The organism is Pedobacter cryoconitis, from assembly GCF_003259615.1.
Classification (GTDB): Bacteria; Bacteroidota; Bacteroidia; order Sphingobacteriales; family Sphingobacteriaceae; genus Pedobacter; species Pedobacter cryoconitis.
Map to the genome: position 1 here is coordinate 285,598 of NZ_QLLR01000003.1, position 15,184 is coordinate 300,781.

At 39.0% G+C, this 15,184-nt stretch carries 15 protein-coding genes and 1 tRNA gene; 9 read left to right on the forward strand and 7 right to left on the reverse strand.

Translation table 11 applies throughout. The features are described 5' to 3' along the window. Positions 1 to 18: 18 nt before the first annotated feature. Both fabF and LY11_RS06355 read right to left on the reverse strand, forming a co-directional pair. Complete coding sequence (gene fabF / locus LY11_RS06350) at positions 19 to 1,272, reverse strand: beta-ketoacyl-ACP synthase II (RefSeq protein ID WP_111632881.1); 1,254 nt, start codon at positions 1,270 to 1,272, stop codon at positions 19 to 21. Positions 1,273 to 1,301: 29 nt separating this feature from the next. Then, complete coding sequence (locus LY11_RS06355) at positions 1,302 to 1,538, reverse strand: acyl carrier protein (RefSeq protein WP_008508386.1); 237 nt, start codon at positions 1,536 to 1,538, stop codon at positions 1,302 to 1,304. 165 nt (positions 1,539 to 1,703) lie between these two features. Between LY11_RS06355 and LY11_RS06360 the strand changes: the two genes are divergently transcribed. From LY11_RS06360 to LY11_RS06370, 3 genes are all read left to right on the forward strand, one after another. Beyond that, complete coding sequence (locus LY11_RS06360; RefSeq protein ID WP_068404929.1) at positions 1,704 to 2,123, forward strand: IPExxxVDY family protein; 420 nt, start codon at positions 1,704 to 1,706, stop codon at positions 2,121 to 2,123. A gap of 138 nt (positions 2,124 to 2,261) precedes the next feature. Then, positions 2,262 to 3,692: a pyruvate kinase gene (pyk, locus tag LY11_RS06365; protein WP_111632882.1), complete on the forward strand. Its 1,431-nt coding sequence runs from the start codon at positions 2,262 to 2,264 to the stop codon at positions 3,690 to 3,692. A gap of 67 nt (positions 3,693 to 3,759) precedes the next feature. Next, positions 3,760 to 3,847: transfer RNA gene (locus tag LY11_RS06370), tRNA-Ser, on the forward strand. A 126-nt stretch (positions 3,848 to 3,973) separates the two neighbouring features. Here LY11_RS06370 and LY11_RS06375 read toward each other — a convergent pair. The 5 genes from LY11_RS06375 to LY11_RS06395 are packed head-to-tail and all read right to left on the reverse strand — an operon-like array spanning position 3,974 to position 9,073. Further along, positions 3,974 to 5,044, reverse strand: coding sequence for a sensor histidine kinase (locus LY11_RS06375; protein WP_111632883.1), 1,071 nt, complete (start codon positions 5,042 to 5,044; stop codon positions 3,974 to 3,976). Positions 5,045 to 5,047: 3 nt separating this feature from the next. Continuing rightward, positions 5,048 to 6,127, reverse strand: a complete 1,080-nt coding sequence (locus LY11_RS06380) for a sensor histidine kinase (protein ID WP_111632884.1) — start codon at positions 6,125 to 6,127, stop codon at positions 5,048 to 5,050. Positions 6,128 to 6,144: 17 nt separating this feature from the next. After that, positions 6,145 to 7,224 (reverse strand): sensor histidine kinase, encoded by a 1,080-nt coding sequence (locus tag LY11_RS06385; RefSeq protein ID WP_111632885.1) that lies wholly within the window; start codon positions 7,222 to 7,224, stop codon positions 6,145 to 6,147. A gap of 3 nt (positions 7,225 to 7,227) precedes the next feature. After that, complete coding sequence (locus tag LY11_RS06390; RefSeq protein ID WP_111632886.1) at positions 7,228 to 8,313, reverse strand: histidine kinase; 1,086 nt, start codon at positions 8,311 to 8,313, stop codon at positions 7,228 to 7,230. Between the two features lie 10 nt (positions 8,314 to 8,323). After that, positions 8,324 to 9,073: a LytR/AlgR family response regulator transcription factor gene (locus LY11_RS06395; RefSeq protein WP_111632887.1), complete on the reverse strand. Its 750-nt coding sequence runs from the start codon at positions 9,071 to 9,073 to the stop codon at positions 8,324 to 8,326. Between the two features lie 156 nt (positions 9,074 to 9,229). On the opposite strand from LY11_RS06395, the gene LY11_RS06400 reads away from it, so the two are divergent. From LY11_RS06400 to LY11_RS06425, 6 genes are all read left to right on the forward strand, one after another. Beyond that, a complete protein-coding gene (locus LY11_RS06400; protein WP_111632888.1) occupies positions 9,230 to 10,189 on the forward strand; it encodes a quinone oxidoreductase family protein in 960 nt (319 codons plus the stop codon). A 68-nt stretch (positions 10,190 to 10,257) separates the two neighbouring features. After that, the gene (locus tag LY11_RS06405) at positions 10,258 to 10,842 is read left to right on the forward strand and encodes a TMEM175 family protein (RefSeq protein ID WP_111632889.1); all 585 of its coding nucleotides are present in this window, start codon (positions 10,258 to 10,260) and stop codon (positions 10,840 to 10,842) included. Positions 10,843 to 11,034: 192 nt separating this feature from the next. Beyond that, entirely contained in the window at positions 11,035 to 11,772 is a 738-nt protein-coding gene (locus LY11_RS06410) for a (Fe-S)-binding protein (protein ID WP_111632890.1), read from the forward strand. Positions 11,773 to 11,781: 9 nt separating this feature from the next. Next, entirely contained in the window at positions 11,782 to 13,155 is a 1,374-nt protein-coding gene (locus LY11_RS06415; RefSeq protein WP_111632891.1) for a lactate utilization protein B, read from the forward strand. 2 nt (positions 13,156 to 13,157) lie between these two features. Beyond that, complete coding sequence (locus LY11_RS06420) at positions 13,158 to 13,745, forward strand: LutC/YkgG family protein (RefSeq protein WP_111632892.1); 588 nt, start codon at positions 13,158 to 13,160, stop codon at positions 13,743 to 13,745. Positions 13,746 to 13,867: 122 nt separating this feature from the next. Further along, the gene (locus LY11_RS06425) at positions 13,868 to 15,178 is read left to right on the forward strand and encodes a carbohydrate porin (RefSeq protein WP_111632893.1); all 1,311 of its coding nucleotides are present in this window, start codon (positions 13,868 to 13,870) and stop codon (positions 15,176 to 15,178) included. Positions 15,179 to 15,184: the final 6 nt, after the last annotated feature.

Here is a 15,184-nt window from a genome sequence, read left to right on the forward strand (position 1 = left end):
TCGATATTTCGTGACGTTTTACTCTTTGTATTTTTTGAAAATTACTGACGCATTATGACCACCGAAACCAAAAGTATTGCTTAATGCAGCACGTACTAATCGTTTTTGCGGTTTGTGAAAAGTAAAGTTCAATTTAGGATCAAAATCAGGATCGTCGGTGAAGTGATTAATTGTTGGAGGTACGATGTCGTTTTGTACAGCAAGAATAGCAGCAATGGCCTCAACAGCACCAGCAGCACCTAAAAGGTGACCAGTCATTGATTTCGTTGAACTGATATTCAGTTTATACGCGTCTTCACCAAATAAATTAACAATTGCGCTTGTCTCACTGATGTCTCCCAGCGAGGTCGATGTTCCGTGAACATTGATATAATCAATGTCTCCAGTTGTCAACCCTGCGTCTCTTAGTGCATTGGTCATCACCATTTTAGCACCTAATCCCTGAGGATGCGGAGCTGTAATATGATTTGCATCTGCACTCATTCCACCACCAACTAATTCAGCATAGATTTTAGCGCCACGTGCTTTTGCATGCTCCAGTTCTTCCAGGATAATGGTTCCGGCACCTTCTCCTGCTACAAATCCATCCCTGTCTTTATCAAACGGTCTGGAAGCAGTTGACGGGTCGTCATTTCTGGTAGAAAGCGCGTGCATTGCATTGAAACCGCCAATCCCAGCTTCATTAATAATAGCTTCAGACCCACCGCTGATAATCACATCAGCCATATTCAGGCGTATGTAATTGAAAGCATCGATCATTGCATTAGTTGAAGAAGCACAGGCAGATACGGTAGCAAAGTTAGGACCACGTAAGCCATATTTTATGGAGATATGGCCAGGGACAATATCAATAATCATCTTTGGAATGAAGAACGGATTAATACGGGGAGTTCCATCGCCCGCAAAATAGTTTCTCATTTCTTCCAGAAACGTCTTGATACCACCAATACCAGTACCCCAGATAACGCCAATACGATTGGTATCCATTTGCGAGAAATCAAATCCCGCATCTTTTACCGCTTCGTCTGTTGATGCTATCGCGTATTGCACAAAAGGATCTAATTTACGAGCTTCTTTCTTTTCTAAAAAGTCTTCAGGATTGAAGTTTTTCAGCTCGCAGGCAAATTTTGTTTTGAATTTTTCTGTATCAAAACTTGTAATCGGCGCAGCGCCACTCACCCCTTTTAACAAATTATCCCAGAATTCTGGGATAGTATTGCCAATTGGAGTGAGTGCACCTAAACCTGTAACTACTACTCTTTTTAATTCCATTTATACGGATTATACGGAGGCCGTATGTTCTACTTTACGTTTTTCTCTAGATAAGCAATTGCTTGACCAACTGTACCGATAGTCTCAGCTTGATCATCAGGAATCGCTACATTGAATTCTTTTTCGAATTCCATGATAAGTTCTACAGTATCCAAAGAATCTGCACCTAGGTCATTAGTGAAAGAAGCTTCTGGGGTAACCTCGCTCTCATCCACACCTAATTTTTCAACGATAATAGCCTTAACTCTTGAAGCAATATCAGACATAATGTTATAATTTAATGGGTTAAATAATTCAGTGCAAAGAAAAATAAATTCTGACACATTTCAAATGTTTTTATTTCTCTGTCAATTTTAATGTTTTTATTTCAAATGATAAAGCAAAATTAGTTTTATAATTTCGTATCCTAAAATATATCTTACTAAGCTGCTTTGAACAAAACCTATTTAAAACTTTCTCTGGACCTGGATTTTGTCTTAATCGCAATCACAGCGTCCTTAAAGGATTATGTACTGTGTCATAAGATCAATACAAGACTCAATTTAAATTTTGAAAAAGTCGAAGATCATGAGGTGTTTTTTAACGTAGACGAGCCTCCTTTAGCATTTTCGAAGTATAATTTTTATGTGGAACAGGGTGATAATGATTTTTTTATCCTCAGTAACCGCAGTAGTGAGGGGTTCTTGATTCCTGAAATGAATAAAGTTGATTATTTTATGATTATTCAGGGATATATTGATAAAGAAGATCTGGATTATATTATTTCAGGTCTTAATAAACTACCTGATATTCAGGTAGCTGCGCAGATTGATCCGCTCAAATTAAAATCAAATGAGAATTTGGTAATATAAATTTTATATGTAAGGTGTATTAAATACACTATATTTGAATCTAACATTATTTAGTTAAATAACAGAATCAACCAGGCTAACAGTGGTTTTTATAGCTAAAACCTTCTTTTGTTAGTCGTAACAAATAAAATAACTCAAATGAAACCCTTTCATTCCAGAACAAAAATTGTAGCCACGCTAGGTCCGGCCTCAGCAAAACCAGACGTTTTATTAAGCATGTTTAATGCAGGACTAGACGTTTGCAGACTTAACTTTTCACACGGTTCACAAGCTGATCACCAGGAAGTCCTGGATACGATCCGTGCAATCAATAAAAAACACAACTATAATGTTGGTATTTTAGCTGATTTACAAGGCCCTAAAATTAGAATCGGAATCGTTAAAGATGGTGGTATACACTTAGTTAATGGAAGTCGTACAATCATCACAACTAAAGAATGTATAGGTAACGAAGAACGTATTTATATTACTTATACCAGCTTTCCTAAAGATGTAAAACCAGGTGAAATCATCCTTTTAGATGATGGAAAACTGCAAATGCGTGTGATTGAAACGAATTATGAAGATGAGGTTGTTTGTGAAGTTGTTCACGGTGGTATTTTAACCTCGAGAAAAGGTGTAAACTTACCAAACACTAAAGTTTCTATCCCTTCTTTAACTGTAGAAGATCGTAAAAACCTGGAGTTTGTATTAGAAAATGACGTGGACTGGATCGGTCTTTCGTTTGTTCGTAACGCTGCAGACATCATCGAATTAAAAGATATTATCAAACAAAGAGGTAAAAGTGCAAGAGTAATTGCTAAAATTGAAAAACCTGAAGCGATTGATAACATCGATGAAATTATCGCAGTTTCTGACGGTATCATGGTTGCCCGTGGTGACCTTGGTGTTGAAATGCCAATGGAAGAAGTTCCTTTGTTGCAAAAAATGATCGTTCAGAAATGTATTGCTGCTTCTAAACCTGTAATTATTGCTACCCAGATGCTGGAAAGTATGATTACTACACCAAGACCAACACGTGCTGAGGTGAATGACGTTGCAAACTCTGTATTGGATGGTGCTGACGCAGTGATGCTGAGCGGAGAAACTTCAGTAGGAGAGTTTCCACTGATTGTTATTGAAACGATGCAGAAAATCATTCAGAACATCGAAACAAATAACTATCCGTTCCACGTAGAGAAAGCTTTAAAAGCTGATTCTGAAACTTTCTTAAGTGATGCAATTTGTGATTCTGCTTGTATTTTAGCAAGCCGCACGAATGCTGTAGGTATCGTTTCTATGACAGTGAGCGGTTATACTGCTTTCGAAATATCTGCACACAGACCAAAAGCATTGACTTATATTTTCACGAATAACAGACAATTGCTAAATACTTTAAGTTTAGTATGGGGTGTTCAGGCTTTCTTTTATGATAAGTTTGAGAGTACTGATGAGACTATTTTAGATGTAAACAGTCTGTTGGTTAAAATGAAACTGGTCAAAAAAGGAGATACTTTAATCAATACTGCTGCAATTCCTATGGAAAGCAAAGGCAAAACGAATATGGTAAAAGTTACTGTTATCGATTAATTTATAAAAATCAGGCAGGCTCAGGTTTAACAATCAAAAAAAATACTACTTTTGCACTCCCCGAATTGGAGAGGTGTCCGAGTGGTTGAAGGAGCACGCCTGGAAAGTGTGTATACCTCAAAAGGGTATCGAGGGTTCGAATCCCTCTCTCTCCGCGAGATTATAAAATTACAAAAACGCTTTAAGCTAATGCTTAAAGCGTTTTTTTGTTTCGGCTTCACAGCCACCCTCCGGGGGGATTCACTTGTCGTTTTGATCATTTACAGGTGTGAATCAATGATTTATAAACGTACTTCAATAGCCGTATGAAAATATCTTTTGGCATCAAGATAATAAGCAAAGGAGGCAGTTCCGCCATAAGTCATAGAGAGGCGGTCTTTGATGTTTTTTAAGCCAATACCATGACTTGGGGAACTGTTGTTATTGGATTTCTGATTAGCTGTTTCAATACGCAGGATTGAATTGCTGCAGGTTATTTTAATTTCTGCAGGATTATCCGGGTCATTTAACAGACCATGTTTTAAAATATTCTCTGTCAGGGTCATCAGGACCAGGGGAATAAACGGAGTAGAAAGTGCTTCTGGAGAATAAGATAACTTCAGCTGTGCTTGATTCACCTGTCTTGCCTGATGTAAAAAGAGGTAATTCTCTATCAGTTCAATTTCTTTTTCAAGTTTTACAAAGCCAGCTAACGCTTCCTCACTTAAAGCATACTGCATAATAGCGGATAATGACACAATATTTTCTGCTGCCTTTGGTGCCGTTTCCTGTGTCTCCTCATGTAAATACGCTAAAGTATCAATCAGGAATTCCGGGCTGATCTGGGACTTTAGGAAAGCATTTTGTGTTAACACCAATTCGTTCTTGATTTCTTTCTGTTGTATCAGGTTTTTGAAATGCTGCTGTTCCATTTCTTCTAATAACTGTGTCTGTCGCCAGCTGCGCGTTAAAAAATAATATCCAGTACCATATCCTATAAAATATATAGATCTGTATAAACTCTTGATCAGCTTATCGGAAAGTTTAAGCCAGCTCGCATAATCCTGAAAATCATTGTAAAACAAGAGTTCACAACCTATTTTTATCCCTATGTAGAGTGCTAATTCCAGCAAGATTAAAAATAGCAACCGTAATTTATAAATATTGTCCCGATCGTCCAATGTATATTTTAATATACTTAAATGGGCATAAAACAAGGAAATATTCAAAGTATTGTAGAAAATAAAAATATCTAATGTTGTGCCTTTTCCTGTAAGCATCATTACCACAGCCAGTTCATAAACAGTATAAATGCTCCAGACTAAAAAATGATATTTGTACTTATTCAGAAAACTTAACAGGCGGTCATTCATAGCTTATAATTGCACTTTAGTGTAAGTATGGAAATAACTTTGTGTGTCAAGATGGATACTGAATACTGCCTTTTCGCCGTAAATAGCGATTAGCCTGCTGCTAATATTTTCCAGAACCTTTGTATGGCCAGTATCGGGAGACTTTATCGAGCTGATATTAGAGGTTTCAATTGATAACACAGAATCTGCATAAGTTATCCTGATCTTTGCAGGCCTTAATGCGTCATCAAGCTGACCATATTTAATTATACTTTCGGTTAGAGACATCAATATCATAGGAATAAAAGGAACAGCTAAAGCTTCTTCATTGTAAGATAGCTTTAATTGTCTTTTCAAAGGTTCTCTCGCCTGGTATAAACTAAGGAAGTTCTCCACAAGTCTGATCTCTTTTTCCAGTTCCACAAACCCGGGGTCCACTTCTTTACTTAAAGCATATTGTATAATATCAGATAAAGATAATATGCTTTCAGCGGCTTTTGGAGCCAGTTTACGGGTTTCATTGTATAAGAAGCTTAAGGTGTTAATTAAAAAATGCGGATTAATCTGAGCTCTTAAAAATGCGTTTTGAGTCATTACGAGTTCATTCTTAATTTCTTTTTCTAATAAAATTGTTTTAAGCTCCTGCTGTTTCATTTTCTCTACCAGCTGTTTTTGTTGCCGGTTGTGTATTAAAAAATAATATCCGGTGCTGGTCCCTATATAATAAACTGCCATCCAGATTCTGCCGAGTATATAAGGCTTGGTAACGAGCTGGTCCATTGATTGTGGCGGACCAGCATAGATCTGCAGATATTTTGTTGCAACGGCTCCAACTATGATGTAACATGTAATTTCGATTACAGTTAATATTACCAGGCTATATTTAAGAAATTTTCTGGAAGAGTTGAGTGTGTATTTCAGCAGTACATGTGCATGAAAATAGAAAAGAAGGATATAAAAAAAATTAATTACAATATACTGTTTGACAGGATAGAATTTGCCTAAAGCATTAGCTACTATCAATGTCTGGTAGGCTATATAAATGCTCCAGACCAAAAAATGATACTTGTATTTATTAAAGAAGACAAAAAGTATATCTTTCATTTGAATGGGTTAAGGAATTAAATTTGAACCATGATCGCGGTATGAAAATATCCTTTGGAGTCGAGGTGATAATCGAAAGTAGCCATTTCACCATAAGCCAGTGAAAGGCGTTCTCTGATATTCTTTAAGCCAATGCCGTGACTGGGAATATTGCTGTTAACAGCTTCCTTATTCATCGTTTGGATGTGCAGGATTGAATTTTCATAAGTTATTTTAATTTCAGCAGGGTTGTCCGGATCATCCAGCTTACCATGTTTTAACATATTCTCAGTCAGGGTCATTAGGATCAAAGGAATAAATTCTGCGGGCAGACACTCCCGGGAATAAGAAAAACTTAACTGTGCCTGGTGTACTTGTCTTGCCTGGTGTAAAAGAAGGAAATTCTCTATCAGGTTGATTTCCTTTTCTAATTTCACCAATCCGTCTGAAGCCTCCTTACTTAAAGCATATTGCATAATGTCTGTTAAAGAAAGGATACTTTCTGCCGCCTTTGGAGCAGAGACACATGTTTTGTGATAAAGATGATCTAAAGTGCTGATTAGAAAATCCAGATTGATCTGTGCTCTCAGAAAGGTATTTTGTGTGAGTACCAGTTCGTTCCTTATCTCTTTTTCCTGAATCAGTTTTTTAAGCTCTTGCTGTTCCATTTCCTCTGCCAGCTGTCTCTGCTTCTGAGCGCGTGTCATAAAATAATAAAAGGTACTGTAGCCCGTAAAATAAATGACTTTATACAGTATTGGAATCATACCTTTCCACTTGGGGGAATAACTATTTAAAGCAGTGTGTGAAATATATTTCTGGACAAAGACTAGTAAATTAAATATTATATAGGTTGCTGCTGCTAATTCTATCAGTATTAAAAATGCTATGCCGATTGAATGAAGTCTCTTTTTACCTTCTAAAGTATTTTTTAATATTACCTCTGTATGGAAATAAAATAAAAAAATATTAAGTGCGGCATATAAAAGCAAAAAACCAGCCCTAAAGGAGGAACCAGTACCTACCATATCCAGTACAACTTCAAAAGCACAATAAATACTCCAGACCAGGAAGTGATACTTGTATTGATTAAAGAAAATTTTGAGGTGATCTTTCATACTTTAAAATTGTACCCTTATAGCAGTATGAAAATAGTTCGATGAATCCAGGTGGTAATTGAAAGATGCTTTTTCTCCATAAGCGAGGAGTAACCGGTTATTAATATTTGTGAATATAGTTTCATCACGATCGCCCCGTTTCTCTGGACCTTCAAAACTCGTGGTTTCAATAGATAAAATTGAATACGCATGTACTATCCTGATTTCTGCAGGCTTTAAGGGATCATCCAGCTGGCTATTTTGTAGAATGGTTTCAGTAAGTGCCATCATAATCAGCGGAATAAAAAGGACAGATAACACCTCACTGGTATAAACTAACTTTAATTGCATCTTATAAAGTTGCCTTACCTGGTATAAACTAAGAAAGTTCTTGATTAATTTAATTTCGTTTTCCAGTTTCACGTAGGGAGAGGATACATCTTTATTTAGCGCATATTGCATGATCTCTGACAGTGACAATATATTTTCCGCGGCCTCCGGCTCTATTTTCCAGGTTTCATTGTATAAATAGCTCAAAGTATTAATTAAAAAATGCGGATTAATTTGTGCCCTGAGAATTGCATTTTGTGTTAGCGTAAGTTCATTCTTAATTTCTTTTTCCCACAAGATTTTTTTAAGCTCTTCCTGTTTCATCCTTTCTACCCGCTGCCTTTGCTCTTGATGCTGTTGTAGGAAATAGTAACCAGTAGCGATCGCTATAAAAAGAAAAAATCGCCACACCCTCCTGTAATAATATATTCCGTCATGAATATCCAGCGCAGGATTTTGAACACCAATTTGCTTGTAGATATGAATTTCTATAAGCAGCTTAATGATACAATAAGCAAAAAATTCAAGCAGAATCAATAGTGGTAAACTATACCTGAGCAGCTTAATGTTGGAATTTAATGTGTATTTCAGTAATACGTTTGCATGAAAATAGAACAATAACAGACTGATGATATAGGCAAAAACATATTCTTTATAGGAATAAAGAATAAAGCCGCCCTGCCATACCATAATCATTTCATAAGCAATGTAAATGCTCCAGAACAGAAAATGATATTTGTACTTATTAAAGAAGACCACCACCGGATGAAAAACTGCCATTTAAAGAAGCTTATTGCGGTCTGGTGGGTTTTATCCTTGCAGATACTACCGTATTATTCTTCACATAATCAAAAAACGATTTTTTATAAGTGTTTCCTATCGGAATTTGAACCCCCTTAGCCATAATGATCAGGTTGCCCTCTATCATTTCTATCTTATTTCTTGCGATCACAAATGATTTCTGCACCTGTACCAGGTTATTGAGCTGATTTAAAGTCTGAAGAGCCTCTTTTAACGTTAGATAGGTGATAATACTATCCTTATCCGTATGAACAATGATATAGTTATCCCTTGCTTCGAGATAAACTACCTCTTCAGGGCTAACCTTGATAATCTTATTCATTACCCCGGTTTTGATAAATATCTCTGACTTGGCAACAGGCTGAACAGGGACTTTACCAATTTTCCGGATGATCTTCTCTATGGCTACTGTGAATTTTGGGAAGGTGATCGGCTTAATAATATATTGATCCGCCTCCAGCTCGAATGCTTCTACCGCATATTGATGATACGCAGTAGTAAAAATCAGGAAGCGCGCCTTTGGACGAAGTATCTTAGCCAGGTCCATTCCCGATATACCTGGCATATTTATATCCATAAAAAGGATGTCTATATGGTCCTCCTCTGTTATTTCTGCCAGCGCAGTGATCGGTTGAGAATAAACTTTAAGTAAATGGAGATTGGGCATGTTTTGAATGTGATCAGTCAGCAATTCAATAGCATGATTTTCGTCCTCTATAATAACACAGTTCAGCAGCATAAAACAGGTATTAGTAATTGTGGTTTTCGTAAACCATTAAAAAACTAAATTACGATACATTATTGTTAATTCTACATTAAAATGTCACGATCAGGTGCAACAGGAGATTATTCCGGACATTGTCATACATTTAGTTATTATTTAAACAGTAAATACATGAAAGCATTAACATTTTCCAGCTTTGGCGGTTCGGAAGTACTGGAATATATAGAAGTACCCAAACCAGTTCTGAAAGCCGGGGAGCTATTACTCGAAATGAAAGCTATTGGCCTGAACTTCGCAGACATTTACCGAAGGAAAGGAAACTATCACCTGAGCGGAGAGCCACCCTATATTGCCGGTTATGAAGGCGCTGGTATAGTGGCTGATGCGAATAATCATGCTGAATTTAAAGTAGGGGACAGGGTTGCATTTGCTGATGTACCCTTTGCGAACGCAGAATATGTAGCAGTACCAGTAAGCCACGCCCTGCCAATCCCCGAAGCTATTAGTTTTGAAACTGCTGCCGCTGTTTTATTACAGGGGCTAACCGCACAATATCTGGCTACCGATAGTCATCAGACAAAAGCCGGGGACATTGTTTTGATCCATGCTGTTGCAGGCGGGGTCGGGCAATTGCTGACACAAATCACCAAACTGCTGGGCGGTACGGTCATTGGTTTAACTTCTTCAGAAGAAAAAGCAGCCATCGCCCTGCAAAATGGTGCTGACCAGGTTTACCTGTACAGTGATAACTGGAAAAAGCAAGTAATTGTATTTGCTGCCGGCGGCGTAGATGTTGTTTATGACAGTGTAGGAAGTACCCTTCAGGATAGCTTTAACGTAACTAAAGACTGCGGTCAGGTTGTGTTTTTCGGGATGAGCGGCGGAGATCCTGCTTTTGTAGATCCAAGAATGCTGATGGACGGTTCTAAAACACTTACTGGCGGAGATCTGTGGAGTTACCTGACTTCCAGAGAAGAGCGGGTAAAAAGATCAGGGCAGCTGTTTGAATGGATCAGTACAAAACAAATTATGATAGCAGAACCTGCTTCTTTTAAATTAGCAGACGGGAAAGCCGCACACGACTTCCTGGAAAGCAGGAAAAGTACAGGAAAAATAATCCTTATTCCATAAACGCCGGAAATTGGAACAATGTGTGTAGATTAGATCAGTATCTATACTGAAAAACTAATCAAATAACAATGCACAAAGGAAGAATGGAAGCTTTTAGTGATGGTGTAATCGCCATCATTATTACGATTATGGTACTGGAACTGAAAGTGCCCCACGGTGGACAGGATCTCAAAGCATTAGTTCCGCTCATACCAGTGTTTATGAGTTATATCCTGAGTTTTGTTTACGTAGGGATTTACTGGAATAACCACCACCATATGCTTCAGGCAGCAAAATCGGTGAACGGACGTATATTATGGGCTAACCTGCACTTATTATTCTGGCTGTCGCTGATTCCTTTTGTGACTGCCTGGATGGGTGAAAACCATTTCAGCCAATGGCCCATCATATGTTATGGATTTGTGCTGGTGATGAATGCCTTTGCCTATTCTATTTTGTCAAACTCCCTGATTAACCACGAAGGGGAGAATTCAAACCTTAGTAAAGCGATAGGGAGGGGATCTAAAGGGATGATTTCGGTCGGATTATATCTGACTGCTATCGCCTTGTCGTGGATTAACCCATGGATCAGTTTTTCCCTGTATGTATTGGTTGCAATTATCTGGTTCATACCCGACTCCCGCATTGAAAAAAGTATGGCGCAAGACCAGTAAACAGGGAAGACCAAGATGGTACGGTACAGTTAATCCGGCAGGAAGGTGTATACTTGTTTATTATTTTTGATATAGCAATAAAGCTGTATGTTTTGCCAAAATCAGAGATAGAAGCTCAGTACGTTAAGCGTATTTTCGTAGCTTGTGCTTCCAGTGAAAATGAAATTTACAAAGCTCCAATGATTTCGCTTTATGAAAAGAGTAGGCCTTTTTATTCCCTGTTACGTAGATCAGTTTTATCCCAATGCGGGTATTGCAACCTATCAGCTGCTTAAAAAGCTAGGCTTAGACGTGACCTATCCGACCGGGCAAACCTGTTGCGGACAACCGATGGCCAATTCAGGATTTGAACATCTGACCCAGGATTGTAACCAGCTGTTTGTAGACAATTTTGCGGAATTTGATTATATCGTATCCCCCTCAGGAAGCTGTGTCTTACACGTTAAAGAACACCTGCATACGGAAAAGTCTGAAGAAAAAGCAGCAGCAGTACGGACTAAAGTCTATGAACTGGTAGAATTCCTGGTAGATATACTTCAGGTGAAAAACCTCAAAGCAAAATTCCCCCATAAAGTAGGCCTGCATCAAAGCTGTCATGGCCAAAGAGGACTATTGCTGACACAAATGAGTGAACTGGTTGCACCCTATTTTTCTAAACCCCAGCAACTTTTAGCGCAGGTAGAAGGACTGGAGCTCATCGATTTGAAAAGAGAAGACGAATGCTGTGGATTTGGCGGAACTTTTTGTGTCGTCGAAGAAGCCGTATCCGTAAAGATGGGGAAAGACAGGGTGAAAGATCACCTGGTGAACGGTGCAGAATATATTACTGGTGCCGATATGTCCTGTCTGATGCACATGGAAGGAATTTTAAAAAGAGAAAATAGCAAAGTGAAGGTGCTGCATATTGCAGAAATATTAAATGCAGGATAGAATTAGCTTATGAGTGCACCAACGAAAACCCATCCTGAATTATCAGCAGTATTTAATAAAGATGAAGAGCGTGTAAACTGGCACGATGAAACCCTGTGGTGGATCAGGCAGAAAAGAGATAAATCGGCTAACAGTATTCCTGAATGGGAAGTACTGAGAGAAAAAGCCTCGCAGATTAAGAGCAATGCCTTGTCTAACCTTGCCGGATACCTGGTTAGCTTTGAAGAGAAAGCAAAGGCCAATGGCATTATTGTACATTGGGCAGCAGATGCACAAGAACATAACCAGATCGTACATCAGATTCTGCAAAAACACGGTATCCGGCAACTGGTGAAAAGTAAATCCATGCTTACCGAAGAATGCCATTTAAATGAATATTTAGAAAAACAAGGATTGGAAGTAATTGATTCTGATCTGGGAGAGCGCATTGTTCAGCTCGCTAAAGAACCGCCAAGTCATATCGTTTTACCCTGTATCCATAAAAAGAAAGAAGAAATTGGAGATTTATTCCATCAGTATCTTGGCGTAGCCGCCGGAACCTCAGATCCGCAAATACTTACAGAAGCAGCAAGAGTACATTTAAGAGAAACCTTTCTAACCAGAAAAGCAGCACTGACAGGAGTCAATTTTGCAATTGCAGAAACCGGTGAATTTGTAGTTTGTACTAACGAAGGAAATGCGGATATGGGTGCTCATCTCGCTGACGTTCATATTGCCTGTATGGGGATTGAGAAAATTATCCCAAAACGTAAACATTTAGGTGTATTTCTGCGCTTACTCGCCAGAAGTGCTACCGGACAGCCTATCACCACTTATTCCAGTCATTTTAAAAAGCCACGGGCAGGACAGGAAATGCACCTTGTACTGGTTGACAACGGCCGTACCATTCAAATGGGAAGAGAGGACTTCAGAGCCTCTTTAAAATGTATCCGTTGCGGCGCTTGCATGAATACCTGTCCGGTTTACAGAAGAAGTGGCGGGCACAGCTATCACAATGCAATTTCGGGGCCTATTGGTGCAATCCTGGCACCTAACCTGGACCGGGAGAAATATGCCGACTTACCCTTTGCCTCTACTTTATGTGGTTCCTGCACCAATGTTTGCCCGGTTAAAATTGACATACATCAGCAACTTTATAAATGGCGGCAGGTTATCGTTCAGGAAGGTTATGCGACTTCCGCTAAAAAGATGAGCATGAAAATCATGAACTATACACTCTCTTCTCCCGGAGTTTACCGCACAGCAGGGAAAGCAGGGCGATGGGTTTTAAAATATATCCCCTTTGCAGTGAATAACCACTTTAACCCCTGGTACAAGCAAAGAGATATGCCTGAAGTTCCAAAAGAATCATTCGGGGAATGGTATAAAAAGAATGTTAAATAGCGATGAGCAGAGATAAAATATTAGCCGCATTAAGACAAAATCAACCCGAATTAGTTCCTCTTCCGGCCGCCATGCCTTTGGAGCGTGTAGAAATTCTTGAACTGCAGGCTAAATTTAAGGCGATGGCCGAAGGAATAGGGAGTACAGTACATTTAGTGGATGAATTTGCTGCCATACACCCTTTAATTACGGCGCGGTTTTCAGGCGAAAAACGAATAGTTTCTACCATAAAAGAATTAGTGTCTGCCGGAATCCCTGCCTTTGAATTCGATTCAGATCCGCATAGTTATGAAGATGTGGATGTAGCCATCTTTAAATCAAATCTCGGGGTTGCAGAAAACTCCGCACTCTGGCTTACAGAAGACCAGATGGGGATCAGAGTTTTACCTTTTATAACCCAGCACATCGTCATGGTCGTTCCTCTTTCGGCAATAGTTCCCGATATGCACACCGCCTATCAGAAAATCGGAGAAGCTGAATATGACTTCGGAACTTTTATCGCAGGGCCATCCAAGACCGCAGACATAGAACAATCCCTGATATTAGGAGCCCATGGCCCAAGAAGTATGACCATATTTATCTATGCTTAGCAGCTTGTAAATTTATTTTTCAGTGGCTGGAACAAGCTTTCAGTTAACCTGTTAAAAAAGAATTTCTTTAATCTGGTTTTAATCTCAGTAATATTGTATTCTAATATCTTTGCGCTCATCCTATGAAGAAGATAATAATACTGGGTATAGCCATCTTACTGGCGGCACCAACTTTCGCACAAACAGATAGCCTGTTTAAAAAAAGATTCAACTTCCATTTCCAGCAAACTGTAATTACGCAGACTAAACCTGGATTTAGTGCACCATATTCCGGTACAAACAGTCTTTCTACCGCTCATGAAACAGCGACTTCTTTGACCACGACCTTATTTGGCGGGGCCAGGTTATGGAAAGGAGCTGAAGCTTATTTCAATCCGGAAATGTCTGGTGGAAAAGGATTTAGTCAGGCCGTAGGAGTGGCGGGATTTCCGAATGGGGAAACCTTTAGAATTGGCTCTCCTGAACCAGCTATTTATATTGCCAGAGCTTACCTTGTCCAAACCTTTGGCTGGGGAAAAGAAACCGATACCATTGCCGATGATGCAAATCAGCTGGCCGGTTACCGCAAAAAGAAATACTTCTCTATCACCGCAGGTAAATTTGGATTAAGTGACTTCTTTGATAACAATGCTTTTAGCCATGATGCGAGATCGCAGTTTATGAACTGGTCACTAATGGCGAACGGGGCATGGGACTATCCGGCCAATACAAGAGGTTATGTATTTGGGGTTGTATTCGAACTCGGCCAGCCAACCTGGGCATTACGTTTAGCAACCACAATGGTTACCACTACTGCTAATGGATCAATATGGGATGGAAAAATAGGTAAAGCACATGCTTTTACGCTTGAATATGAAAAGCGCTACCAGATTAGCGGACAAAAAGGAACGCTGCGTGTACTAGGCTATGACAATGCCGCAAAGATGGGAGATTACCGGTTAGCAGTTGCACAGGACCCGCTCGCACCTGATATTACAGAAACACGCACTTATGGAAGAAATAAATATGGATTTGGGATCAATATAGAACAGAACATCAATCCAAATCTAGGCGTTTTTGCTAAAACAAGCTATAATGACGGAAAAACTGAAACCTGGGCTTTTACAGAAATTGACAGGTCAGTAAGTTTGGGCGCGATTTTAAAAGGAGATAGCTGGAATCAAAAAGACGCGGAAATCGGCCTTGCCTTTGTAGGTAACGGAATTTCCAAAGACCATAGAGATTATCTTGCTCACGGAGGTTATGGATTCATTATTGGTGATGGTAAATTAAACTATGCCCCTGAAATGATTGCTGAAACTTATTATAAGGTGAACGTTTATCAGAAGAAATTCTTCCTTTCTCCCGATTACCAGTTTATCCTGCACCCTGCCTATAATAAAGACCGGGGGCCAGTTCATGTTTTCTCTTTAAGAGCGCACGTAGAATTTTAACAAAAA

What these genes read in the sequence shown, in the direction of transcription:
- LY11_RS06405 (WP_111632889.1), top strand. Translation starts at nt 10,258, where the DNA reads ATGCACAAAGGAAGAATGGAAGCTTTTAGTGATGGTGTAATCGCCATC.
- LY11_RS06415 (WP_111632891.1), top strand. Translation starts at nt 11,782, where the DNA reads ATGAGTGCACCAACGAAAACCCATCCTGAATTATCAGCAGTATTTAAT.
- LY11_RS06375 (WP_111632883.1), bottom strand. Translation starts at nt 5,044, where the DNA reads ATGAATGACCGCCTGTTAAGTTTTCTGAATAAGTACAAATATCATTTT.
- LY11_RS06410 (WP_111632890.1), top strand. Translation starts at nt 11,035, where the DNA reads ATGAAAAGAGTAGGCCTTTTTATTCCCTGTTACGTAGATCAGTTTTAT.
- LY11_RS06395 (WP_111632887.1), bottom strand. Translation starts at nt 9,073, where the DNA reads ATGCTGCTGAACTGTGTTATTATAGAGGACGAAAATCATGCTATTGAA.
- LY11_RS06420 (WP_111632892.1), top strand. Translation starts at nt 13,158, where the DNA reads ATGAGCAGAGATAAAATATTAGCCGCATTAAGACAAAATCAACCCGAA.
- LY11_RS06385 (WP_111632885.1), bottom strand. Translation starts at nt 7,224, where the DNA reads ATGAAAGATCACCTCAAAATTTTCTTTAATCAATACAAGTATCACTTC.
- fabF (WP_111632881.1), bottom strand. Translation starts at nt 1,272, where the DNA reads ATGGAATTAAAAAGAGTAGTAGTTACAGGTTTAGGTGCACTCACTCCA.
- LY11_RS06400 (WP_111632888.1), top strand. Translation starts at nt 9,230, where the DNA reads ATGAAAGCATTAACATTTTCCAGCTTTGGCGGTTCGGAAGTACTGGAA.
- LY11_RS06425 (WP_111632893.1), top strand. Translation starts at nt 13,868, where the DNA reads ATGAAGAAGATAATAATACTGGGTATAGCCATCTTACTGGCGGCACCA.
- pyk (WP_111632882.1), top strand. Translation starts at nt 2,262, where the DNA reads ATGAAACCCTTTCATTCCAGAACAAAAATTGTAGCCACGCTAGGTCCG.
- LY11_RS06355 (WP_008508386.1), bottom strand. Translation starts at nt 1,538, where the DNA reads ATGTCTGATATTGCTTCAAGAGTTAAGGCTATTATCGTTGAAAAATTA.
- LY11_RS06390 (WP_111632886.1), bottom strand. Translation starts at nt 8,313, where the DNA reads ATGGCAGTTTTTCATCCGGTGGTGGTCTTCTTTAATAAGTACAAATAT.
- LY11_RS06380 (WP_111632884.1), bottom strand. Translation starts at nt 6,127, where the DNA reads ATGAAAGATATACTTTTTGTCTTCTTTAATAAATACAAGTATCATTTT.